Source organism: Actinomycetota bacterium, from assembly GCA_005888325.1.
Classification (GTDB): Bacteria; Actinomycetota; Acidimicrobiia; order Acidimicrobiales; family AC-14; genus AC-14.
Genome location: VAWU01000032.1, coordinates 38576 through 61165 on the forward strand (window position 1 = coordinate 38576; position 22590 = coordinate 61165).

Annotated in this window: 22 protein-coding genes, 1 tRNA gene and 1 pseudogene; 9 read left to right on the plus strand and 15 right to left on the minus strand. The window is 71.9% G+C overall.

Annotation, left to right across the window (positions count from 1 at the left end; translation table 11 throughout):
- Window positions 1–59: 59 nt before the first annotated feature.
- From glgX to queC, 3 genes are all read right to left on the minus strand, one after another.
- Entirely contained in the window at window positions 60–2174 is a 2115-nt protein-coding gene (gene glgX / locus E6G06_12995) for a glycogen debranching protein GlgX (GenBank protein TML90123.1), read from the minus strand.
- 183 nt (window positions 2175–2357) lie between these two features.
- Window positions 2358–3038: a 7-carboxy-7-deazaguanine synthase QueE gene (locus E6G06_13000; protein ID TML90124.1), complete on the minus strand. Its 681-nt coding sequence runs from the start codon at window positions 3036–3038 to the stop codon at window positions 2358–2360.
- Complete coding sequence (gene queC, locus E6G06_13005; GenBank protein ID TML90125.1) at window positions 3035–3703, minus strand: 7-cyano-7-deazaguanine synthase QueC; 669 nt, start codon at window positions 3701–3703, stop codon at window positions 3035–3037. Before queC ends, E6G06_13000 begins: the two co-directional genes overlap by 4 nt.
- Here queC and E6G06_13010 point away from each other — a divergent pair.
- Window positions 3654–4235, plus strand: a complete 582-nt coding sequence (locus E6G06_13010) for a DUF4442 domain-containing protein (protein TML90126.1) — start codon at window positions 3654–3656, stop codon at window positions 4233–4235. The genes queC and E6G06_13010 overlap by 50 nt on opposite strands.
- 68 nt (window positions 4236–4303) lie before the next feature.
- Here E6G06_13010 and E6G06_13015 read toward each other — a convergent pair whose 3' ends face one another.
- Window positions 4304–5002: a nitroreductase family protein gene (locus E6G06_13015; GenBank protein ID TML90127.1), complete on the minus strand. Its 699-nt coding sequence runs from the start codon at window positions 5000–5002 to the stop codon at window positions 4304–4306.
- Window position 5003: 1 nt separating this feature from the next.
- Window positions 5004–5077: transfer RNA gene (locus E6G06_13020), tRNA-Leu, on the minus strand.
- Between the two features lie 56 nt (window positions 5078–5133).
- Between E6G06_13020 and E6G06_13025 the strand changes: the two genes are divergently transcribed.
- The 5 genes from E6G06_13025 (at window position 5134) to E6G06_13045 (ending at window position 9259) form a co-directional block, all read left to right on the plus strand.
- Entirely contained in the window at window positions 5134–5340 is a 207-nt protein-coding gene (locus E6G06_13025; protein ID TML90128.1) for a hypothetical protein, read from the plus strand.
- A gap of 192 nt (window positions 5341–5532) precedes the next feature.
- Window positions 5533–6489, plus strand: coding sequence for a hypothetical protein (locus E6G06_13030; GenBank protein TML90129.1), 957 nt, complete (start codon window positions 5533–5535; stop codon window positions 6487–6489).
- A gap of 14 nt (window positions 6490–6503) precedes the next feature.
- On the plus strand, window positions 6504–7382 hold the full coding sequence (locus E6G06_13035; protein TML90130.1) for an acyltransferase family protein: 879 nt from the start codon (window positions 6504–6506) through the stop codon (window positions 7380–7382).
- 6 nt (window positions 7383–7388) lie between these two features.
- A complete protein-coding gene (locus tag E6G06_13040; GenBank protein ID TML90131.1) occupies window positions 7389–8432 on the plus strand; it encodes an NAD-dependent epimerase/dehydratase family protein in 1044 nt (347 codons plus the stop codon).
- Window positions 8429–9259, plus strand: a complete 831-nt coding sequence (locus E6G06_13045; protein ID TML90132.1) for an enoyl-CoA hydratase — start codon at window positions 8429–8431, stop codon at window positions 9257–9259. The genes E6G06_13040 and E6G06_13045 overlap by 4 nt, the downstream gene beginning before the upstream one ends.
- Window positions 9260–9265: 6 nt before the next feature.
- Here the strand turns inward: E6G06_13045 and E6G06_13050 are convergent, their stop codons facing one another.
- From E6G06_13050 to E6G06_13065, 4 genes are all read right to left on the minus strand, one after another.
- Window positions 9266–9835, minus strand: coding sequence for a hypothetical protein (locus tag E6G06_13050; GenBank protein ID TML90133.1), 570 nt, complete (start codon window positions 9833–9835; stop codon window positions 9266–9268).
- A 194-nt stretch (window positions 9836–10029) separates the two neighbouring features.
- Window positions 10030–10644: a GNAT family N-acetyltransferase gene (locus E6G06_13055; GenBank protein ID TML90134.1), complete on the minus strand. Its 615-nt coding sequence runs from the start codon at window positions 10642–10644 to the stop codon at window positions 10030–10032.
- Between the two features lie 25 nt (window positions 10645–10669).
- Window positions 10670–12529, minus strand: coding sequence for an AMP-dependent synthetase (locus E6G06_13060; protein ID TML90217.1), 1860 nt, complete (start codon window positions 12527–12529; stop codon window positions 10670–10672).
- A gap of 62 nt (window positions 12530–12591) precedes the next feature.
- A complete protein-coding gene (locus E6G06_13065; protein ID TML90135.1) occupies window positions 12592–13644 on the minus strand; it encodes an alanine--glyoxylate aminotransferase family protein in 1053 nt (350 codons plus the stop codon).
- Between E6G06_13065 and E6G06_13070 the strand changes: the two genes are divergently transcribed.
- Genes E6G06_13070 through E6G06_13080 form a run of 3 tightly spaced genes read left to right on the plus strand, consistent with a single transcriptional unit; the run spans window position 13576 to window position 17468 of the window.
- Window positions 13576–14514 (plus strand): LLM class flavin-dependent oxidoreductase, encoded by a 939-nt coding sequence (locus E6G06_13070; GenBank protein TML90136.1) that lies wholly within the window; start codon window positions 13576–13578, stop codon window positions 14512–14514. The two genes, E6G06_13065 and E6G06_13070, sit on opposite strands and share 69 nt — an antisense overlap.
- A complete protein-coding gene (locus E6G06_13075) occupies window positions 14511–15341 on the plus strand; it encodes an NAD(P)-dependent oxidoreductase (protein ID TML90137.1) in 831 nt (276 codons plus the stop codon). Before E6G06_13070 ends, E6G06_13075 begins: the two co-directional genes overlap by 4 nt.
- Before the next feature lie 45 nt (window positions 15342–15386).
- The gene (locus tag E6G06_13080; GenBank protein ID TML90138.1) at window positions 15387–17468 is read left to right on the plus strand and encodes an AAA family ATPase; all 2082 of its coding nucleotides are present in this window, start codon (window positions 15387–15389) and stop codon (window positions 17466–17468) included.
- Here E6G06_13080 and E6G06_13085 read toward each other — a convergent pair.
- From E6G06_13085 to E6G06_13110, 6 genes and pseudogenes are all read right to left on the minus strand, one after another.
- A complete protein-coding gene (locus E6G06_13085) occupies window positions 17449–18387 on the minus strand; it encodes a Ppx/GppA family phosphatase (GenBank protein ID TML90139.1) in 939 nt (312 codons plus the stop codon). The genes E6G06_13080 and E6G06_13085 overlap by 20 nt on opposite strands.
- Window positions 18384–18818, minus strand: coding sequence for a DUF501 domain-containing protein (locus E6G06_13090; protein TML90140.1), 435 nt, complete (start codon window positions 18816–18818; stop codon window positions 18384–18386). Before E6G06_13090 ends, E6G06_13085 begins: the two co-directional genes overlap by 4 nt.
- Before the next feature lies 1 nt (window position 18819).
- The gene (locus tag E6G06_13095) at window positions 18820–19494 is read right to left on the minus strand and encodes a carbon monoxide dehydrogenase (GenBank protein ID TML90141.1); all 675 of its coding nucleotides are present in this window, start codon (window positions 19492–19494) and stop codon (window positions 18820–18822) included.
- A gap of 58 nt (window positions 19495–19552) precedes the next feature.
- Entirely contained in the window at window positions 19553–20140 is a 588-nt protein-coding gene (locus tag E6G06_13100; GenBank protein TML90142.1) for a nucleotidyltransferase family protein, read from the minus strand.
- Entirely contained in the window at window positions 20116–21408 is a 1293-nt protein-coding gene (locus E6G06_13105) for a DUF1707 domain-containing protein (GenBank protein TML90143.1), read from the minus strand. Before E6G06_13105 ends, E6G06_13100 begins: the two co-directional genes overlap by 25 nt.
- Before the next feature lie 78 nt (window positions 21409–21486).
- Window positions 21487–22589: pseudogene (locus E6G06_13110) on the minus strand (XshC-Cox1 family protein).
- Window position 22590 lies beyond the last annotated feature (1 nt).

Sequence of the window (22590 nt, forward strand, 5' to 3'; positions counted from 1 at the left end):
TCTGCTCTTCTCGGGTCAGCGCATCATCACTCGCGAGCTTCCGCCTGACCACCTGAGGCTCAGCCCGAGGCGCGCAGCAGCACGACCGAGCGCGATTCGAGATCGACGATCGACTGCGCCTTGAAGCTCGTGTCGGCGCGCCCGTCGTCGGCTGTGTCGAGCTCGAGGTCATAGGCCGGGGCCCACCGATCGTCGGGCAGCACGAAACCGACCCGCTCGGCCGCACCGTTGAGCAGCAGGAGGAAGCTGTCGTCGGTCACCTGCTCGCCACGCGGTCCGGGCTCCCCGATGGCGTCGCCGTTGAGGAACACGCCGAGGCAGCGCACGTGGCCCGACACCCATTCCTGTTCGGTCATCTCGTGTCCGTCGGGCGCCAACCAACCCACGTCCGCGAGGAACGACCCGTGGATGGGCCGGCCCTGGAAGAAACGGCGCCGGCGGAACACCGGATGGGCGCGCCGCAGCTCGATCAGCCGTTGCGTGAAGGCGAGCAGCGCGTCCGCGCGTGCATCGAGCGCCCAGTCGCACCACGAGATCTCGTTGTCCTGGCAGTACGCGTTGTTGTTGCCCAGCTGGGTGCGGCCGAGCTCGTCGCCCGCGAGCAGCATCGGCACGCCCTGCGCCAGCAGAAGCGTGGCGAGGAAGTTGCGCTTCTGGCGATCGCGCAGCTGGAGCACGGCGGGGTCGTCGGTGTCACCCTCGACGCCGCAGTTCCACGAGCGGTTGTCGTCGGTGCCGTCCGCGTTAGCCTCGCCGTTGGCCTGGTTGCGCTTGTGTTCGTACGAGACGAGGTCGTGCAGCGTGAACCCGTCGTGCGCGGTGACGAAGTTGATCGACGCGTACGGACGTCGGCCGTCGTCCTGGTAGAGGTCGCTCGAGCCCGTGAGGCGGTACCCCATCTCCGCCAGGCTGGGCTCGTGGCCGCGCCAGAAGTCGCGCACGGCGTCGCGGAACTTCCCGTTCCATTCGGTCCACAGCACGGGGAAGTTTCCTACCTGATAGCCACCCTCACCGACGTCCCACGGCTCGGCGATCAGCTTCACGCGCGAGACGACGGGGTCTTGATGGATGAGGTCGAAGAACGAGCTCAAGCGGTCGACCTCGTGGAACCCTCGGGCCAGCGCAGAGGCGAGGTCGAAGCGGAACCCGTCGACGTGCATCTCCGTCACCCAATAGCGGAGGCTGTCCATGATGAGGCGCAGCACCTCTGGATGCCGCGCGTTCAGCGTGTTGCCTGTGCCCGTGTAGTCGACGTACCGGCTCCGGTCGCTCTCGTCGAGGCGGTAGTACGCGGCGTTGTCGATGCCGCGCAGGCTCAGGGTCGGGCCCCGATGATCTCCCTCTGCCGTGTGGTTGTACACGACGTCGAGGATCACCTCGATTCTCGCGGCATGGAGCGTGCGCACCAGGGCTTTGAACTCGCGTACCTGCTCGCCTCTCCTCCCCGACGACGAGTAGCGCGCGTGTGGCGCGAAGTACCCGAGGGAGTTGTAGCCCCAGTAGTTGCGCAGACCGCGCTCGACGACGATGGGCTCGGAGAAGAAATGGTGCACGGGCAGCAGCTCGACCGCGGTGACGCCGAGCCCGGTCAAATGACCGATCGCCGCGGGGTGGGCGAGCCCCGCGTAGGTCCCCCGGAGCGCGTCGGGCACGTCGGGGTGCCGCGCCGTGAAACCCCGCACGTGGGTCTCGTAGATGACGGTCTCGTGCCACGGCGTGCGCGGCTGGCGGTCGTCGCCCCACGGAAAGGACGCATCGACCACGACCGACCACGGGACGTGCGCCGCCGAATCGCGCGGGTCCGCGACGTCGTCGGCCGCGCCGCGCGTGTAGCCGTAGATGGCGTCGTCCCAGTCGGCCACCCGGTCGATGGCGCGGGCGTAGGGATCGACGAGGAGCTTGGCCGGGTTGAACCGCAGCCCCCACCCGGGGTCGTAGGGACCGTGCACCCGGTAGCCGTAGTGCTGGCCGGGGGCGACTCCGGGCACGTAGCCGTGCCACACGTGGGCCGTGACCTCGGCGAGCGGAAGGCGCTCCTCGCGACCGCCCTCGTCGAAGAGGCACAGCTCGACCGCCTCCGCCGCTTCCGAGAACAGCGCGAAGTTGGTGCCCTCGCCGTCCCACGTGGCGCCGAGCGGCTCGGGGAGTCCGGGCCAGACCTGTCGCTCGCTCATCGGCCCACCGTGCCTCGTCCCTCGGCCGGTGCACCGATCTGCCACATGGGAGCTGCGCTCCTCGCTCCGCTGCGGTGCTCGCTCACCGGTCCACCGTGCCTCGTCCCTCGGCCGGTGCACCGATCTGCCACATGGGAGCTGCGCTCCTCGCTCCGCTCTGCTTCTGAGCGGCGTGGTGCTCGCTCACCGGCCCCGCTCGGCGCCCCAGAGCAGGATGTGCAGGCGAGGGGTGAGATGCCATCCCCGGGCCACGACGTCGTCCTCCAGTCGCCGGGCGCGCGCCACGAGCGTCGGCGCGTCGGTGCCCTCCGGCATCACCCAGACATCGGTCAGGCCGCACTCGGCGACCACGGCGTCGATCTCGTCGAGATCCTGCGGTCCGCACACCACGAACTTGAACACGGCCTTGCCGGTGGCCTGAAAGGCGCGCAGCACGTCGGGCTTGTGCCGGCGGCTCCGCTCGATGCCGGCGTTGGCGAGCTTCGGTGAGACGTTGAACCGGTCGATGTACGCGACCAACGCCGGCTCGGGCACATGGATGCCGTTCGTCTCCACCTCGACGCCGAGCCCGGGCAGCTGCTTCAGCAGCTCGACGATCGCGCGCTGTTGCAGGAGCGGCTCGCCTCCGGTGACGACGACCATCGGCACGTCCATCGCCCGAATCGTCGCGGCCACCTCGTCGACGGAGAGCTCGCGCAGCTCCATCGCGGGGTCGTAGCGCTTCCAGTCCCACGAGTAGGGCGTGTCGCACCACGAGCAGTTGAGCGAGCAGCGCCCCAGGCGCACGAAGCCCGCCCGCCGGCCCGCCGACGGGCCCTCTCCCTGCAGCGTCGGCCCGAAGAGCTCGGAGACGACGAGCGTCATCCGGGCATCGCGGGATCGGGCGTCCCCGCCTCGGCGAACCCCTTCGCCCGTAGCGCGCACGCGTCGCAACGCCCGCACGGAACGTCGTCGCCCCGGTAGCAGGACCAGGTCAGGTGGAGGGGCGCGCCGAGCGAGACCCCGAGGCGCACGATGTCGGCCTTGGTGAGCGCGATGAGCGGTGTGCGGACCTCGACGGGGTTGCCCTCGACGCCGCGTTTGAGCGCGAGCGCGGCCGCGGCCTCGAACGCACGCACGAACTCGGGGCGGCAGTCGGGGTAACCGCTGTAGTCGAGCGCGTTGACGCCGAGGTACACGACGTCGGCGCAGCGCGCCTCGGAGACTCCCATCGCGACCGCGAGGAAGACGAGGTTTCGAGCCGGGACGTAGGTGACCGGTATCGCGTCGCCGGCGTCACCCGGCTGCGCGTCGGGAACCGCGATCATGGGGTCGGTGAGGGCGGAGCCGCCCCACTGCGACGCGTCGAGCACCACGACCAGGTGCTCGGCGCCATAGTGCGCGGCAACGAGCGCGGCGCGGTCGAGCTCGACGCGATGGCGCTGCCCGTAGTCGAACGTGAGCGCGAGCACGCCGTCCGTGTCGCGCGCCGCGAGGGCCATGCACACCGTCGAGTCGAGACCACCCGACAGGATCACCAGACCCGACATCAGCTCATTCCGCCGTGACCTCGACCAGGCATCCCGGTCATCACGCTACCCCGCTGTGGTTCAATGCCCGCCCATGACCGATGACGCCGCCCGTGCCATGGCCGAGGGTGCCGAGAGCATCCCCTTCAACACCTGGTTGGGGCTGAAGACGGTCGTCGCCGAGCCCGGCCACTTCGAGGTGCGCCTGCCGTGGCGCGCCGAGCTGGGCAACCACCTCGGCGCGGTGCACGCCGTCCCGATCGTCGCGCCAGCGGAGATGGCCTCGGGATGCGCGGTGGCGACGGCCATGTCGAGTCTGCTGGCCGAAGGCTTCGTGCCGATCGCCAAGTCGCTGCGCGTGCGCTACCGCAAGATCGCCAACGGCGACCTCACTGCCGTCTGCCGCGTGGACGCGTCCGTGCTCGAGCAGGCTGAAGCCGGTGCGCGCGCCGACGGCCGCGCCGACTTCGAGATCCCCGTCGGCATCGAGGACGCCACGGGGGTGCAGATCGCCGAGTGCACGGTGGAGTGGGCGATCCGCAAGATGGGCTGACGACGCAAGGCCGCTCCTTTCTTGTCGCACGCAGCCGTCCTGACGACGGCTGCCTACGACAAGAAGGTTCAGGAGCCGGCCCGGGGGCCGGCGCCCGAGTGGCGGGTGCCCTCGGGCTCGACGGCCCACGGCGCGCTAGTGCCCCACGCATCGTCGAAGACCAGCTCGCGCACCGGCCGGCGGCGCACCGGCCCGTGGCCGCCCTCGGGATGGCCGAGGGTGATGGTTGCCGCCACCAACACGTCGTCGGGGATGTCGAGCAGCGCGCGGAGCTCGGCTTCGACGGGCGCGTGCCACAGCGTCATAACGCCGCCCAGGCCGATGGCCCGGGCGGCCAGGAGCAGGTTCTGGCATGCGGGGTACACCGACGCGCCCTCGTGCGGACCGGTGTCCCGATGGCGCACCAGACATGCGAGAACCACGACTGGCGTCTGCTCGAAGCCGTCGACGAAGCGCTGCATGGTGCGCGCCATGCGCGCCTTCGGCGACGCGTCGTCGGCGCCCGACCCCGCCGCGTACCCGTCGGCATCGCGCTTCGTCGCCCACATGCGACGGAAGCCCACACCGAGCACGGCCTTGGCGCGCACCGCGCGCGGGCCGTCGCGAAGGACGAGGAACCGGAACTGCTGCCGGTTGGAGCCCGACGGCGCACGCGTCGCCGCGAAGAGCACGGTGGCCAGGTCGGCGGTCGACACCGGCTCGGTCGTGAGCCGCCGGATCGCGCGCGTCGTCGCCAGTCCTTCGAGGAGACCGATCTCGCTGTCCACGTGGGGACGGAGGGATTCGAACCCTCACTGAAGGCGTTTTAAGCGCCCCGCCTCTGCCGATTGGGCCACGTCCCCCCATCGACCGTAGTCCGGCGAGCCAACGGTTCTCGTCGTGCTCGGCCGCTGCCGGGATGCACGTCGTCGGGACACGCGTCGTCGGGGGACACGTCGTCGGGGCACACGGCCTGCCACAGCGACGCGCGCACGCGCTCGGCCGCCGGGCCCGAGAGCCCGTTGGCGGCGACCACGCCGTCGACGAGGTCGGCGACCACGGCGTGGAGGCGCCTGCCGCGCCGGCGCACCGCAACCACCGCGCCGCCACCGGGCTGGCGCCGTAGCGTGCGGTCGGCACCCGCGAGCCCCGGCGGGCTCCGGAACGCGGGCGCGGTGAGGCCGCGCCGGCGGGCTTCGGAGGCGAGCGCGCGCGCGGAGCGGGCGAAGGCGAGCGAGTCGGCCGGCATGGTCCCAGCCTCGCAGGGGGGTAGGACAATGAGCCGATCGCGTCACGGCCCCGGCGCATACTCGATGGAATGAGCACGAGCCCCCTGTCCCCGGTCCAGCAGCGCGTGGTCGACGAGCTGATGGCGTGGGGGCAGCCGCGTCCCACGTTCGCCCCCGAGCTGCCGATCCAGCTGCGCGACGCGCTCGAGGCGGGGCTGGCCCCGGTGGCCGAGCGGCTCGGCACCGGCGAGCTCCTCGTGCGCAAGCGCGACCTCGTGCAGGTGCACAGTTGCGAGGCGCATCACGTGGCCGAGCGCCATCGGGGCTTCCCGGGCTGGTCGGCGAGCACGGCGCGGGGCACGGTGGCACACAAGGCCATCGAGCTGGCCGTGTTCATGCAGGACGAACGGCCGCCGCTGGAGCTGGTCGACGCCGCCATCCAGCGGTTCGAGGACGACCTCGACGACACCTGGGGGCCCGGTGAGTGGCTCCGGAGCGCGTCGGCGGTGCCGCGCGCCGAGCTGCGGTCCGAGGCCAACGAGCGCGTCGTCCGCTTCCTCGACTCGTTCCCGCCGCTGTCGCCCCGCTGGGTCCCGCGCCTCGAGGCGCCGGTGCGGGTCGACCTCTGCGACGGGCGCATCGTGATCCAAGCCAAGGCCGACCTGGTGCTCGGACGCGCCCGCGGGACGGAGGCGCGCGTGCTGATCGTCGACTTCAAGACGGGCGGTCGCTACTCGACGCACGTCGACGACCTGCGGTTCTACTCGCTCCTCGAGGCCATCCGCAGTGGCGTCCCACCGTTCCGAGTCGCCAGCTACTACCTCGACAGCGCCACGTTCCACCACGAGGACGTCGATCTCGATGTGCTCGACGTGGCCCTGGCGCGCACGATCGCGGGCGTGACGAAGGTCGCGGAGCTGCACCTCGGCGACCGCGAACCCACCATCGCACCCGGTCCCACCTGCGGCTTCTGCTCGTTGCGGTCGGAGTGCGAGGGGGCCCGCCAATGGGAGGTCACCGGCGGGGAGCGGGGTTGGTCGGCCTGACATAGCCTGGGACGATGGCTGCGCAGCGCAAGCTGACCGCCGAGAGGCCGGGATCGCTCGTTCACCTGCCGCGGACGACACCCGCGGTGGAGGAGCTCGCCGACCCCCGTCTGAGCGATGTCGACGAGTGGGGTCGTTCCGAGAAGACGCGCGCGCTGGCCCGACGAATCTACGACCCCCTCTACCGCTACTGGTTCCGCGCCGAGTGGGAAGGACTCGAGAAGATCCCGACCGACGGTGGTGCGTTGCTGGTCGCCAACCACGCGGCTGCGATCCCGTCCGACGCGCCCGTGATCATGCACGGCATCGAGACCGAGCTGCACCGACCCGTGTACGGCATGGCCGACCATCTCTTCAAGGCCGTGCCCATCGTGGGCACGCTGTGGTCGCGCTCCGGCGGCGTCGCCGCGCACCCCGAGAACGCCTACCGCCTTCTGCGTGAGCAGCAACAGCTCGCCCTCGTGTTCCCCGAGGGCAGCAAGGGCCCGGGCAAGCACTTCAGCCAGCGCTACCGCCTGCGCCGCTTCGGCCGCGGTGGCTTCGTCGAGATCGCGATGCGCGCGGGTGTGCCGATCGTGCCCATCACGGTCGTCGGCGCCGAGGAATCGATGCCTATCGTCTACAAGAGCCCTGCGCTCGCCAAGGCGATCGGCGCCCCCTACGTGCCCTTGACCGCGAACATGCTGCTCTTCGGGCCACTGCTCGGCACGCTGCTCTACTTCCCGGCCAAGTTCCGGCTGCGCGTGCTCGACCCCGTGCGCTTCGACGTGCCGCCCGACCAGGAGCGCTACTCGAAGAGCCGGGTGATGGACGAGGCGGAGGACATTCGCCTGGCCATGCAGGAGAGCCTCTACGAGATGCTGCGTCAACGCCGCAGCGTGTGGTTCGGCTAGGCGGACATGGGACGTCGCGTCCTCATCACCGGGCTCAGCAGCTTCTGGGGCGGGCGGCTCGCACAGGCGATCGAGCACGATCCCGACGTCGAGACGATCGTCGGCCTCGACACCCAGGAGCCGAGGATCCAACTCGAGCGCACCGAGTTCGTCAAGGCCGATCAGAGCTATTCGATCCTCGCCCGCATCGTGAAGGCGACCCAGGTCGACACCATCCTCCACACCTTCCTCGTCGTCGACTCCACGCGCATGAGCGGCCGCGCCATGCACGAGACGAACGTGATCGGAACGATGAACCTCCTGGCCGCCGCGGGCGCGTCGGGGAGCCCGGTGCGACAGGTAGTGGTGAAGTCGTCGACGCTCGTCTACGGGTCCACCCACGAGGACCCGGCCTGGTTCCGCGAGGAGATGTCGCGCACGCGGGCGCCGTCAACGCGCGTCGAGCGGTCCCTCGTCGAGGTCGAGGGCTACCTGCGCGACTTCGCAGAGGACAACCCGCACGTGATCGTCACCCTCATGCGCTTCTCCAACGTGTTGGGCACCGACATCGTCACGCCGTGCAGCAAGGCCCTGGCCCTCCCCGCGGTGCCGGGCATCTTCGGGTACGACCCGCTGATGCAGTTCGTGGAGGAGGACGACGTCATCCGGTCGCTCGAGTTCACCCGGCAGCAGCAGTTGCCCGGCATCTACAACGTGGCGGGCGACGGACGGCTGCCGTGGAGCGAGGTGGCGTCGCTGTGCGGCAAGCGGGTCGTGCCGATCCCGCCCGTGCTCACCGGTCTGGTCACCGCGCCGCTCGAGCGCCTCGGCATCCTCGAGCTCCCGCCCGAGATGCTGGCGCTCCTCCGGTACGGCCGCGGGGTCGACAACCGGCGCCTCAAGCGGGCCGGCTTCGAGTACCGCTACACGTCGGCCGGGGCCGTCGACAACTACGCGCGGGCCATGCACCTCCGGCACACCGTCGGCGACAGCCGGCCGGCGTACAAGTACGACACCGAGGTCGAGACGTTCTTCCGCCATTCGCCGGCCGTCGTGCGCGCTCCGGATTGAGCCTCCTCCGCGTCGAAGTCGACGAGCGGGTGGCCGTCGTCACCCTCGACGACCCCGACCGGCGCAACGTGCTCTCGCTCGACCTGGTCGACGAGATCGTCGCCGCCTTCGATCGCCTGGAGCACGAGGCCGACGTGGGCGCGGTGGTCGTCACGGGCGCGCCTCCCGCGTTCTGTGCCGGAGCCGACCTCTCCCATCTCGCCGCCGCGAGCCGGACCGGTCAGAGCGAGAACCGAAGCGGAGCGGAGGATCGCAGGTCCGAACAGCAGAGCGGAGCGGAGGACGCGCAGCCGGGCCTGCGGTCGGTGTACGAGGGGTTCCTGCGCGTGGCCCGCTCGCCGTTGCCGACCGTGGCCGCGGTGAACGGCGCCGCGGTCGGAGCGGGCATGAACCTGGCGCTCGCATGCGACGTGCGACTGGCCGGTCGCTCGGCGCGCTTCGACACGCGCTTCCTCAAGCTGGGCCTGCACCCGGGCGGCGGCCATACCTGGATGCTGCGCCGGCTGACCGGCGCGCAGACGGCCGCGGCGATGGTGCTCTTCGGTGAGGTCCTTTCAGGCGAGGACGCCGTCGACGCCGGACTCGCCTGGCGCTGCGTCGACGACGACGCGCTCATCGAACGCGCCCGTGCGCTCGCGTCGGGGGCCGCCGACGTACCGCCGGCGCTCGTGCGACGGGCCAAGGAGACGATCGCGGCCATGGCCGACGTCGCCGACCACGAGGAAGCGGTGCACGTCGAGCTCACCGCTCAGCTCTGGTCACTGCAGCAGCCAGAGTTCGCGGAGCGCCTGGCGGCGATGCGGGAGCGGATCACCCGCCCCCGCTGACGCGGGTCAGTTCCGGCGGTCGGCGGGCACCCGGTTGAAGGCCGGCTTCGGCCCGCAGCTGTCGAGCACGACGCGGGTCACGCGGCCGCCCCGAGGCAGGCTCGTCCCCGTCGTGCGCTCGGCGCAGCGCTGCCAGCGGTCGCTGTGCCGGGTGCGGACGACTGCGGGCACGGCAACGAGAAGGATGAGTGCGAGCGCGACAGCACAGACGGCGATGAGGGCCCGTCGGTAGTGGCGCGCCGTCGCCATCGCTCGCTCGAACCACGCCTTGGCCCGGATCTCCCACGACGGTCGCTCCGGAAGGAGATCCGCGACGGGCTCGGGTGCGACCTCGACGACGGGCTCGGGTGCGACCTCGACGACCGGCTCGGGTGCGACAGGCTCCGCGACGGATCCGGGTGCCACGTCGGTGACCGCTTCCTCGACCGGGGCGTCCAAGCCCGACAGCTCGGCCCAGGTGCCCACGAGGGCGTGGTCTCGGGGCTCCCGGCGAGCGCGCACCGCCATCAGCCCCAGACCCAGCCCCGTGGCCAGCAGCCCGAGTCCTCGGAGCCCTCTCGATCCCCTCGACGCCATCGGCGACCCACCCCCGCCGCCAGTGTCGCAAATGCCCTTCGCGCGCCACCATGGGCCGCTCGGCCCATTCCTCCGATTCCATCGCGCATGCGATCCACCGGCTCGGGGAGCATCGCCGGGATTCTACGGAAGCCCCCCTGCTTCTTGTCGTGCGGAACCGTCCTGAGGACGGCTGCCTACGACAAGCAAGGGGTTCACCGCACCCAGGCGTTGAGCAGCTCCTCGCGACGCTCGACCCATTCCTCGACGGTGATGGCGTAGCGCACGTGGTCCTCCCAGACCCCGTCGATCTCGAGGTAGCGGACCGCCACGCCCTCCTCGCGCAGGCCGAGCTTCTCGACGACGCGGCGACTCGCCAGGTTGCGCGGGATGATCGCGACCTGCAGCCGGTGAAGCGCGAGGTCCTCGAAGGCGAAGCGGGCCACCGCGACCAGGGCTTCCGGGATGAAGCCGTTGCCTGCCTGCGCCTGGTCGATCCAGTAGCCGACGTAGGCGTTCTGGAACGGGCCCCGCTGCACGCTGTTGACGTTGATCTCGCCCGTGAAGCGGTCGTCGACGAAGATCCCGAAGCCGTACCCGGTGCCGAGCTGCCACTCGCGCCGCCGCGCGCCGCAGCGCGCTGCGAAGGCCTGGCGGTTGTCGGTGATGTCGGTCTGGCCCGGCGGTGGCGCGGGCTCCCACTTCACCAACCAGTCCGCGCAGCGGCGTCGCACCTCACGCCAGCCGTCGAAGTCGGCGAGCTCGACCGGGCGCAGCTGCACCCGCCGGCCGCGGAGGATCGTGGCGGCCGGTGCCGCGGGCATCGTCATGTCGCGCCCTTCATGTCTGCGCCCTTCATGTTGCCGCCTTCACCGCGTCGATCGTCGCGGTGTCCTCCAAGGCGGAGAGGTCGCCGAGGTCCTGACCGAGGGTGGCGGCGCGGATGGCTCGCCGGAGCACCTTGGCGTTGCGCGTCTTCGGGAGCGCGGTGGTGAAGCGGATGGCCGACGGCTTGAACGACTTCCCCAGCCGGTCTGCGACGAGGTCGCTCAACTCGGTACGCAACGCGTCGCGGGGCTCGACGCCGGCCGCGAGCACGACGAACCCCCACAGCGCCTCGCCCTTCAGCTCGTCGGGTAGACCGACCGCAGCGGCTTCGACGACCGCGGGATGGCTCACGAGCACCGACTCGACCTCGGCCGGCCCGAGGCGCTTGCCCGCCACCTTGATGGTGTCGTCGCTGCGGCCGTGCAGGTACCAGTCGCCGTCGGCGTCGATCGAGGCCCAGTCGCCGTGCACCCACACGTCGGGCCACCGGCTCCAGTACGTCTCGATGTAGCGCTCGGGGTCGTGGAACAGGCCGCGGGTCATGCCCGGCCACGGGCGCGTGCACACCAGCTCGCCCACCGCGCCGCGCAACGGCTTGCCGCCGTCGTCGTACACGTCGACGGCCATTCCCAGCGCGGGGCCGCCGAGCGACATGGGCTTCAGCGGCGTGACGGGGTGAGGCGAGAGGAAGCAGGCGCCGACCTCGGTGCCGCCCGAGATGTTGATCACCGGGCAGCGCCCGCCGCCGACGACCTCGAAGTACCAGCGCCACGGGTCCTCGTTCCACGGCTCACCCGTCGAGCCGAGGATGCGCAGCGCGGCCAGGTCGTGAGCCTTCACCCGCGCTTCGCCGTGGGTCATGAGCGCACGAATGAGCGTCGGGCTGATGCCGAGCACGGTCACCCGGTGTCGCTCGAGGTAGGCCCACAACCGGTCGGGCTCCGGGTAGTCCGGCGCGCCCTCGTACAGGGCGAGCGTCGCGCCGTTCGCGAGGGCGCCGGTGACCTCCCACGGGCCCATGATCCAGCCCATGTCGGTGAACCAGAACAGGATGTCGGCGCGCCGCAGGTCGGTCTGGAAGGCGCCCTCCTCCGCCACCTTGGCCAGCCAGCCGCCGTGCACGTGCACCGAGCCCTTCGGGCGGCCCGTCGTGCCCGACGTGTAGGCGACGAACAGCGGGTGCTCGCTGTCGACCGGGCGGGTGGCGAACTGACGGCCGCTCGGGCGGGGCCAGAGCACCTCGGGCCCCGGGAACTGCTCCACCCGCTCGCCGAGCCGGGGCACGATCACCATCGTGTGCACCGAGGTCACGCGCGACACCGCCCGCCGGGCCACGTGCACCATCGGGACGATCGCACCTCGGCGGTAGGTGCCGTCGGCGGTGACGACGGCCTTCGCGCCCGCGTCCTCGAGCCGCGTCGCGACCGCTGCGGACCCGTAGCCGCTGAACAGCGGCAGGAACACCGCGCCGAGCTTCGCCACCCCGAGCAGCGCGGCGACGGTCTCGGGGAGCATCGGCAGGAAGATGCCGACCGCGTCACCGGCACCGACACCGCGCCGCTCGAGCAGCGCGGCGAGCCCGTCCGCCTGCGCGCGCAGCTCGGCGAACGACCACGTGCGCACGGCACCGTCCTCACCTTCCCAGACGACGGCGGTGCGATCTGGCTCCGTCGCGGCCCACTTGTCGACGCAGTTGTGGGCGAGGTTCACCGTGCCGCCCGTGAACCACCGGGCCCATGCGATTCCATCCGAGACGTCGAGCACCTGCGCGTAGGGCGAGAACCACTCGAGCTCGAGAAAACGGACGACTGCGTCCCAGAACCACTCCGCCTCGTCGATCGAGCGACGCACGAGGTCGGCGAAGTCGGTGATGCCGTGCGCGGCCATGAACCGGCCGACGTTGGTCGCAGCCGCGTCCTCGGAGCTCGCCGGTGCCCACACGGGAGCGCTCACGCGGCCAGCACCTCTTCGAGGGCGCGCAACAACAGCGAGACGTTGCGCAGCCGTGCCGTGTGGCCCATGCAACCGATGCGCCACGCCTTTCCCGCGAACGGGCCGACGCCGGCGCCCACCTCGATGCCGTAGTCGGTGAGCAGTCGACGTCGCGTCGCCGCGTCATCGAACCCCGCGCGCAGCCACACCGTCGTGAGCTCGGGCAGGCGGTGTCCGTCCTGTGCGACCAACGCCATCCCGAGCTTCTCGAGCCCGTCCTGCAGCGTGCGCCCGCACGCCTCGTGCCGGTCCCACGCCGCCTCGAGGCCCTCGTCGAGCAGCACGCCGAGACCGGCGTGGAGCGCGTAGATCATCGACACCGGCGCGGTGTGGTGGTACTTGCGGGAGGGCCCGACGTAGTCGCCGATCATGCCGAGGTCGAAGTACCACGATCGCGGCCGCTCGACGAAGCGCTCGCACGCCCGATCGCTCACGGTGAGCGGGGCCAGGCCCGGCGGGACCCCGAGGCACTTCTGCGTCCCGCTGTACGCGATATCGACCCCCCACCCGTCGATCTCGACGCTGATCCCGCCGAGCGAGGTGACACAGTCGACCAGCAGCAGCGCGTCACCCTTGCCTGCGCCGAGCGGCTCGATGTCGTTGCGCACACCGGTCGACGTCTCCGCGTGAACGACCGCGATGACCTTCGGCGACGGGTGGGCATCGAGCAGCCGCGACGGCTCGATGGCGCGGCCCCACTCCTCGTCGACCCGCACGACGTCGGCACCGCAGCGCGCGGCCACGTCGCACATGCGCTCGCCGAAGAGGCCGTTGACGCCGACCACGACCACGTCGCCGGGGCCGACGACGTTGACGAACGCCGCCTCCATCCCGGCCGACCCGGTGCCGCTGATCGGGAGGGTCAGGGCGTTGTCGGTGCGGAAGGCCTGACGCATCCGGTCGCACGTCTCGTCGAGCAACGTGAGGAACTCGGGATCGAGATGACCGAGCACCGGCCGGGCCAGCGCCTGCATCACCTCGGGGTACGGGTTCGATGGCCCTGGCCCCATCAGAACCCGGTCGTGCAGCGGCACGCCGGCACACTACCGTCGGCGTTCGTGCGCTACGGGATAAGCGTCCCCAACTTCGGCGTCCCGGCCGATCTCGTGCAGCTGGGTCACGCGACCGAGCGCGCCGGTTGGGACGGCTTCTTCCTCTGGGACCACGTGCTCGTCGACGCCGACCACCCGTTCCCGATCAACGATCCCTGGGTCGTGCTGGGCGCCATCGCGCAGACGACCGAGCGCGTCCGGCTGGGCACCTTGGTGACGCCGGTCGCCCGGCGGCGGCCCTGGAAGCTGGCACGCGAGACGGTCACCCTCGACCACCTCTCGGGCGGCCGGGCCGTGCTCGGCGTGGGCCTGGGCGAGCCGCCCGATGTCGAGTTCGGTGCCTTCGGCGAGCCGACCGACGACCGCGTGCGCGCCGAGCGCCTCGACGAGGGCCTCGAGGTGCTCTTCGGCCTCTGGTCGGGAGCGCGCTTCTCGTTCGAGGGCAGGCACCTGACGGTCGACGGAGCCACGTTCCTCCCCCGGCCGTTGCAGTCGCCCCGCATCCCGGTGTGGGTGGCCGTCGTCTGGCCCAACCGCGGCCCGCTGCGGCGCGCCGCGCAGTGCGACGGCGTGGCGCCGATCCGCATCGGCCCGCGCGGCATCGAGCCCGTGACCCCCGACGACGTGCGCGAGATGCTCGCCGTCGTGCGCAAGCAACGCGAGACCGACGCACCCTTCGACGTCGCGGTGTGGGTGCTTCCGGGCACCACGGCCGGCGCCGGCGACTACGAAGCCGAGGGCGTCACGTGGCTGATCGAGTCGGCGAGCGGGGCCCCGGGCTGGCTCGACGACATCCGCGGCGTCATCGAAGCCGGCCCGCCGCGGTGACACGGGTCGGGCTGCTCCACCCGGGCGAGATGGGCGCGGCGGTGGGTGCGGCGTTGCGCGCCGGGGGGGCTGACGTGCTCTGGGCGTCGAGCGGGCGAAGCGACGCCACCCGATCTCGAGCCGACGCCGCCGGCCTCGCCGACGTAGCCACGCTCGCGCAGCTCGTCGAGCGTTCCGAAACGATCGTGTCGGTGTGCCCGCCCCATGCCGCGATCGATCTGGCGCGTGCCGTCGCCGCGTGCGGCTTCGAGGGGACGTACGTCGACGTCAACGCGGTTGCGCCCGCGACCGCGCGCGAGATCGCCGCGACCGCATCGCGCGTCACCGACGGCGGCATCATCGGTGGTCCGCCCCGCGTGAAAGGCACGACGCGCCTCTACCTATCGGGGCCCGGCGCCGACGACGTCGCCCGGTTGTTCGCAGGGTCGGCGCTCGACGCGATCGTCATCGAAGGAGACGTCGGCGCGGCATCCGCGCTCAAGATGTGTTACGCGGGGTGGACCAAGGGCACCAGCGCGCTGCTGGTCGCCGTCCGCGCGGTGGCCGCGGTCGAGCACGTCGACCCCGCGCTCCTGGAGGAATGGGCAATCTCCCAACCCGATCTCCCCGGGCGGTCCGAGGGTGCGGCACGGGGCACGGCCGCCAAGGCGTGGCGCTTCGTCGGCGAGATGCACGAGATCGCGGACACGTTCGCGTCCGCCGGGCTGCCCGACGGCTTCCACCGGGCCGCGGCCGACGTCTACGCGCGCATGGCCCAGTTCCACGACGCCGAGACCGTCCCGACGCTGGAGGAGGTCGTGGCGGCCGTCGTCCGAGCGCAGCCGTAAATCGACGGGGGCCCTGACCCGTCTCGGCTAGCGTCATCGTCCCCCGTGGACGCACATCCCGACCTCGCCGCGGAGCAGCGGCACCTCGACCACGCGTACGCCTGCCTGGCGGCCATGCGCGAGCACGCGGCGCGCACGCTCGCGGTCGGCGAGACCGCGGCCCGGGTGGAGCAGACGCCCGACGCGATGATCGTCCAGTGGCACCTCGAGCGACGCTTGGCCACGCTCGCCGACACGCCAGCGGCGTTGTGCTTCGGCCGGCTCGATGAGGAGGTCGGCGACCACTTCTACATCGGGCGCCGCCATGTCGAGGGCCCCACCGGCGAGCCCGTCGTCGTCGATTGGCGCGCCCGCGTCTCGAGCCCCTTCTACCGCGCCACCTACGCCGACGCCATGGGCCTGGCCCGCCGGCGGCGCTTCAGCGTCGACGGTCACGTGCTCGTCGACATCTTCGACGAGCATTTCGACGATCCCGACGCGACCGGTGGCGGCGGGCTGCCCGACCCCCTCCTCGCCGAGCTGGAGCGGGCGCGCACGGGACAGATGCGCGACATCGTGGCCACCATCCAGGCCGAGCAGGACATGGTGATCCGCGCGCCGCTGGAGGACCTGGTCATCGTGCAGGGCGGCCCGGGGACGGGTAAGACGGCCGTCGGCCTGCACCGCGCCGCCTTCCTGCTCTACGAGCACCGCGAGCTGCTCGAGCGGCAGCGGCTGCTCGTGATCGGTCCCAACCAGATCTTCCTCCGCTACATCGCGCAGGTCCTGCCTTCTCTCGGCGAGACCGCGGTCGTTCAGGCCACGATCGAGAGCCTGATGGCCGGTCGCTATCCCGTGCGCGCCGTCGACGACCCCGAGGTGGCCGAGCTCAAGGGCGATGCGCGCATGAGCGAGGTGCTGCGCCGCGCAGTGCGCGACCGGATCGCCGCGCCGCCCGACGACGTGGTCGTCGCCACCGACTTCGGCTCGGTGCGGCTCCCCGCGCCGCAGATCGCCGCGCTCGTCGACATCGCGCTCGGGCGCGACCTGCCGTCCAACGACCGCCGCGAGCTGTTCCGCGAGCGGCTCGTGCGTCTCGCCCGGCAGCGCTACGAGGCTCGGCCGGGTGCCGACCTGAGCGTCGAGCCCGCCTTCGTCGCCAGCCTGCGCGCGGGCCGCGACTTCAAGGCCCTGCTCGACCGTACGTGGCCATCGTTGCGCGCGCCCGCGCTGGTGCGCAGCGTGCTCGGCAACAGGCACACGCTGTCGCGCGCGGCCGACGGCGTGCTCGAGCCGGCCGAGCAGGCGCTCCTGCTGCGTCGCAACACCGCGCGTGCCGCCGACGAACGCTGGACACGCGCCGACCTGGCCCTGCTCGACGAAGCCGAAGCCCTTACCACCGGCACGCCCGTGACCTACGGCCACGTGGTCGTCGACGAGGCGCAGGACCTCACGTCGATGGAGCTGCGACTGCTCGCCCGCCGCACGCCCGAGCGCTCGATGACCGTTCTCGGCGACCTGGCCCAGGCCACCGCGGTCGGCGCCCAGAGCAACTGGGACGACGTGCTGCACCATCTCGTCGCGCAGGAGGCGCGCCAGACAGTCGTCGCGCCGGAGGCGGAGCGGCGCTCGCGAGCGCGGATCGAGGAGCTGGGGGTGGGCTATCGCGTGCCCGCCGCCATCCTCGACTTCGCCAACCGGCTGCTGCCGGTCGCCGCACCGCATCTGCGCCCGTCACGTTCGGTACGCACGGCCGGCGACCCTCCGCTCGTGCTCTCCGTCGCGACCGACGGGCTGGCGCACGCGGTCGCCACCGAGGTCGGGGCGTTGGCCCAACGCTGGACGACCGTCGGCGTGATCGCACCCATGTCGGGGCTCGACTCCATCGCGGCCGCGCTGCGAGCGGCCGCGATCGACTTCACCGACGCCCGCCGGCAGACGCTCAGCGATTCGGTCACCCTGCTCCCTCCCGCATCCGCCAAGGGGCTCGAGTTCGACGCGGTGGTCGTCGTGGAGCCGGCGCGCATCGTCGCCGAGGAGCCGAGCGGGGTGCGCGTGCTCTACGTGGCGCTGACGCGGGCGGTGCAGCACCTCGGCATCCTCCACGCCGAGCCGCTGCCCGAGCTCATCAGAGGAGGCTCCGGATGAGTCCGTCGAGGATGTCGGCCTCGCTCACCAGGCACTCGTCGTGCTGGAAATAGCGCATGATGGCGACCAGGATGGCCGCCCCGCCCACGATCACGTCGGCGCGGGCCTCCTCGAGCCCGGGGTTGTGCACCCGCACCGCGCGTGGCTCGGTGGCGAGGGTGCGGAACACCTCCTCCGCCGCCCGGCGGGTGAGCACGAAGTGATGGATGCGGTCGCGGTCGTACTCGCGTAGCCCGAGCTCGATGGCGGCCACGGTCGTCACCGTGCCGGCCAGGCCCACAAGCGTGGGCGCCTCCGTGGCGGCCGGCAGCTCGCGTGCGACGTCGTCGAGATGGTCGTGCACCACCGACAGGGCCTGGCTGAGCTCCTCGGGCGCGGGCGGGTCGTGGTGCAGGAACTTCTCGGTCACGCGCACGCAGCCGACGTCGACGGAGACGACTCCGTCGGGCGGGCCGTCTGCGCCGGCACCGACCGCGAACTCGGTCGAGCCACCGCCGATGTCGACGACGAGGAACGGGCCGCGCGCGGGGTCGAGCTCGGCCGTCGCGCCCGCGAACGAGAGCCGTCCCTCCTCGTCGCCGCTGAGCAGCTCGGGCTCGGCCCCCACGATCTCGGTGGCGGGTTCGAAGAAGATCCGGCGGTTGGTCGCGTCGCGCGCAGCCGACGTCGCGGTCATACGAACCCGCTCGACTCCGTGACGGTCGAGCGTGGCGCGATACTCGCGCAACACGGCGAGCGTGAGCTCGACGGCCTCGGGGGCGAGCTCGCCGGTGGCGTCGACGCCCCGGCCGAGGCGGGTGATGCGCATGTGGCGCTCGATGGTGGTCGTGCCGCCCGCTGCGCCTGCTCCGCCGGCCTCGGCCACCAGCAGGCGCGTCGAGTTCGTGCCGCAGTCGATGGCGCCGAGAAGCCGGCTCATGACTCCAGGCGCTCGGCCACCCACCGGCCCACGGGGTCGTCGCCGCCGGCGAGGTGCCAGGCGTAGTGCGCGTGCAGGCACTTCACCCCGCGCCGGGTGCCGCCCACCCCGCCGTACGGTCGCGGTCCCGCATGGTCGGGCGGGATCGCGGCATCACGCTCCGCGGCGTAGCGAGCGTGAGCCCGGGCAAGGGTGTCGGGCGCGACCGCGGCCTCGGCCGCCTTCACGCCGCCCGCGGCCTCGAGCCGGGCGACCGCCTCGCACGTGACGGCGTCGACCAACCAGTAGCGCGTCGGCATCGGCGTGCCGTCCGCGAGGAACGGGGCGTTGCGGATCACCCGCGGTACCCCGGTCTCGTCGCGCACGACGACGTCGAAGTCACCCATCGGCGCGCGGCCCAACCGCTCGGACACGAGCGCCCGGTCGTCCACGTCAGCCCCGGGCGCGGCGGCGACGGCGGCGACGGCGCACCAACCACATGGTCACGAACAGCAGCGCCACGACGGGCGCGACGCGCTTGGCCACGGGTACGCCGGCCGCGCCCATGAGATCGACGGGCGGGGAAGGCGCGGACTCGATGCGACGGACCTGCTCCCCGTCGCCGTTGGCGGGCACCGACGCCGCCGGCACCGCGGCGGGCGCCGGCGCGGGCACGGCCTCCTCGCCGGCGAGCACGTCGGCCTCGAGGCACTCGACGAACTGCGTCACCAACTTGGCGCTCACGTCGGCGAGCACGCCCCGCCCGAACTGTGCCACCTTGCCGGTGACGGTGAGGTCGGTGCTGATCGCGACGGCCGTGGCGTCGCCATCGGCGGCCAGCCTGGCCGTGATCAGCGCGCTCGCGTTGCCCTGACCGCGGGTCTCCCGGCCCTCGGCCCGTAGCACCAGTCGACCCCCCTCCCGGTCCCGGTCGACGATACGCGCCACGCCCTTGTACTGCGCGGTGATGGGCCCGACCTTCACCTTGACGATGCCGCGATGCTCGTCGCCCTCCACCTCCTGGAGCTGCGCGCCGGGCATGCACGGCGCGATGCGCTCGAGATCGGTGAGCACCTGCCACACGCGGTCGACCGACGCCTCGACGCGGAACTCGTTCTCTAACTGCATGCTGGTTCTAGCTCCATGCTGGTTCTAGCTCCATGCTGCTTCTAACTCCATGCTGGCTCTAACTCCACCTGGTGAGGTCCTCCAGGGTGTCGATGTCGGAAGCCTCCCCTCGGCACGCTACCTCCACCACGAGCTCCGGCCGCTGTGAGATGACGACGCGCGCGCCCTGGTCGCCGGTCGCGGGTAGCAGCGGCCACACCGACGCGCCGAGGCGCACCGGATGTCGGCGACGCCCGTCGTAGGTGGCCACCGCGATGGGTGACGGGCTGGCGGCGACGGCCGTCCAGGCCTCGGGGGGGATGAACGGTTGGTCGCCCAGGCCGACCACGATGGCGTCGTGGCCGCGGGTACGCGCCGCGTCGACGGCCGTCAGCAGCGAGGTCGCCTGGCCCTCCGCCCAGCGGGCGTTCTCGACGACGCGCACGACCTCCCGCCACCGGTCGACCACCGCGCTGAGGTCGACCGCGCCGGTGACGACGACCGTCTCGTCGAGGCCGGCCTGGATCGCATGCCACAGGGCCCACGACGCGAGCGGCCGCCCCCGAAAGTCGCTCAGGAGCTTGTGCGCGTCCCCGTGGAAGCGGCTACCCGAACCCGCAGCCAGAACGACGGCGGCGACCGTCACCCCGGGAGGGCGCCCGACCAGTCGACCTCGTGCACGACCTGCGTGCGCGACAGGCCCTTCAGCGTCACCTCACGACCCGGGCTGAAGCAGAACTCGCCCGAGCTCTCGGTCAGCTCCTTCAGCAGCGACGAGACGAGGATCTGGCCGCCTCCGGCCTCGGCTGCGATGCGCGACGCGAGGATCACGGTCCGGCCGAAGAGATCGTCAGCCTCGCGGATCGTCTCACCGGTGTGCAGTCCCATGCGCACCTTGAGCGGGACGTTGGGCTGGGAGTCGGACCAACGATCGAACGACCGCTGCATGTCGACCGCGCAGTTGAGAGCACGGCGGGCGCTGGCGAACGCGAGCATGAAGCTGTCCCCCTGCGACTTCACCTCGTGACCCCCGCTCGCGGCCACCGCGCGGCGCACGATGTCGTTGTGAGAGTGGAGCACGTCCTGGGCGCGCAGGTCGCCGAGTCGCTCGGTGATGCCGGTGAAGTCCTCGATGTCGCTGAACAGGATGGTGACGGTGCCGTCGAGCGCGGTCGGGGGCTTGGGCTTCATCCCCTGGTTGAACGCGCCCAAGACCTCCTCGACCATCGGGGCGTAGCGCGCCGCGTGCTCCAGTGCACGTGTCGCGTGGCGCTCGGCCAGCGCGATGCTGCGCTCGCCTTGCAGCTGCCGGCGTTGGGCCCGGTCACGGGCGCGGTCGACGCCGCGGTGACGCTCGCGTTTCGTGCGCACCGTGACCCCACCCCAGAACGCGAACGCACGCACGCGCACGACCGGGGTGCCGGGGAGCGGGGTCACGTCCTTCACCCGGCAGTCCTTGCCGCCCATGATGGCGATGCCCGACATCTCCACCGCGATGCCCTCGGGGACGATGATGTCGACCCCGCCCATGATGGCGATCGCAGAGATGTCGACCACCGGCCCTTCGATCTCGGCCTGCCGCAGGTCGACGACGCAACCGCCCATGATCGCGAGCGCGGTGACCTCGCCCTCCGGGCGCCATCGACCCTTGCTCTGACCGCCGCCCATGATGCCGACGACCCAGCTCGTGGGGTGGCGGCGCACGGCCACCGCGTCGGTCGCGAGGGGTGGGACGGGCTCGGGCAGGTCGGCCAGCACCTCGACGAGCTCGCTGCGGGTGCGGGCCGCATAGACCTGGCCCGCCCGGTCGGAGAACTCGTCGAGCGTGATGCGGCCCTCGGCGCAGTGCCGGCGCAGGCGGTCGACCACCTGCGTGCGTTCCTCGTCGGAGATGCGGACGTCGTCGGGCGGGCCGCCTTGCGGCTCGAGCGTCACGCGGACAGTCTCCCTCAGCCGGGCACCCGTCCGCTCGTGTGATCTCTGTCACCCGGATCGGTGGCGCAGGGAGCCGGGTCACGCACCATGGATCGGACCGTCGGAGTCGCGGAGCGACGGGGCACCCTGGCCGGTGCGCAGCGCGATGATCTCGGCGCAGATGGACACGGCCGTCTCCTCGGGAGTGCGGGCGCCGATGGCGAGCCCGATCGGGCCCATGACGCGCTCCAGCTCCTCGTCGCCGATACCGGCTTCCCTCAATCGCGCCACCCGCTCGGCGTGGGTGCGGCGCGACCCCATGGCGCCGAGGTAGCCGCAGCGCGTCCGCAGGGCGGCGACGATGGCCGGCACGTCGAACTTGGGGTCGTGCGTCAGCACGCAGACCGCGTCCCGAGGCCCGAGGTCGGGCCCGACCGCGGTGAGATGGCGGTCGGGCCAGTCCACCACGACCTCGTCGGCCTGAGGGAAGCGCGCCGATGTGGCGAAGGCCGGGCGCGCGTCGCACACAGTGACGCGGTAGCCGAGCACCTTCGCCACGCGCACGAGGGCCGCGGTGAAGTCGACGGCGCCGAAGATCACCATGCGCGGCGGCGGTGCGAACGACTCGATAAACACCGACACCTCCCGTTGACGGGCCTCGCCGTGGGGCCCGTAGTGGCGCGTCCCGGTGAGCCCGGCCTCCAGCTCACCCCGCGCGTCGCGCGCCACCACCCGGTCGAGGTCCGCGTCGCCGAGCGAGCCGATCGGTTCCTGCTCGGGACGCACCAGCAGCTTGGCGCCCGGCTGGGGGCCGTCGACGACCGTCGCCAGCGCCACGGGCGCGTCGGCCAGCAGCGCCTCGCGCAACGCCGCGTAGATCAGCCCCAACGCTCGAGCGACTCCACGAGGACGTGGATGGTGCCACCACACGTGAGGCCGACGGCGAAGGCGTCCTCGTCGGCGATGCCGTAGGTGAGCAGTCGGGGGGCCCCGTCACCTGCGAGCAGCGCGAGCGCCTCGGTGACCACCGCGCCCTCCACGCACCCACCCGACACCGATCCCGCGATCTCACCGTCGTCGTTCACCGCCATCGTCGCGCCCGGGTCGCGAGGGCCGGAACCCTCGACACCCACGACCCGCGCCACCGCGACCCGCTTGCCCGCGGCCTGCCACCGTTCGATGTCGTCGAGCACCTCTCTCATC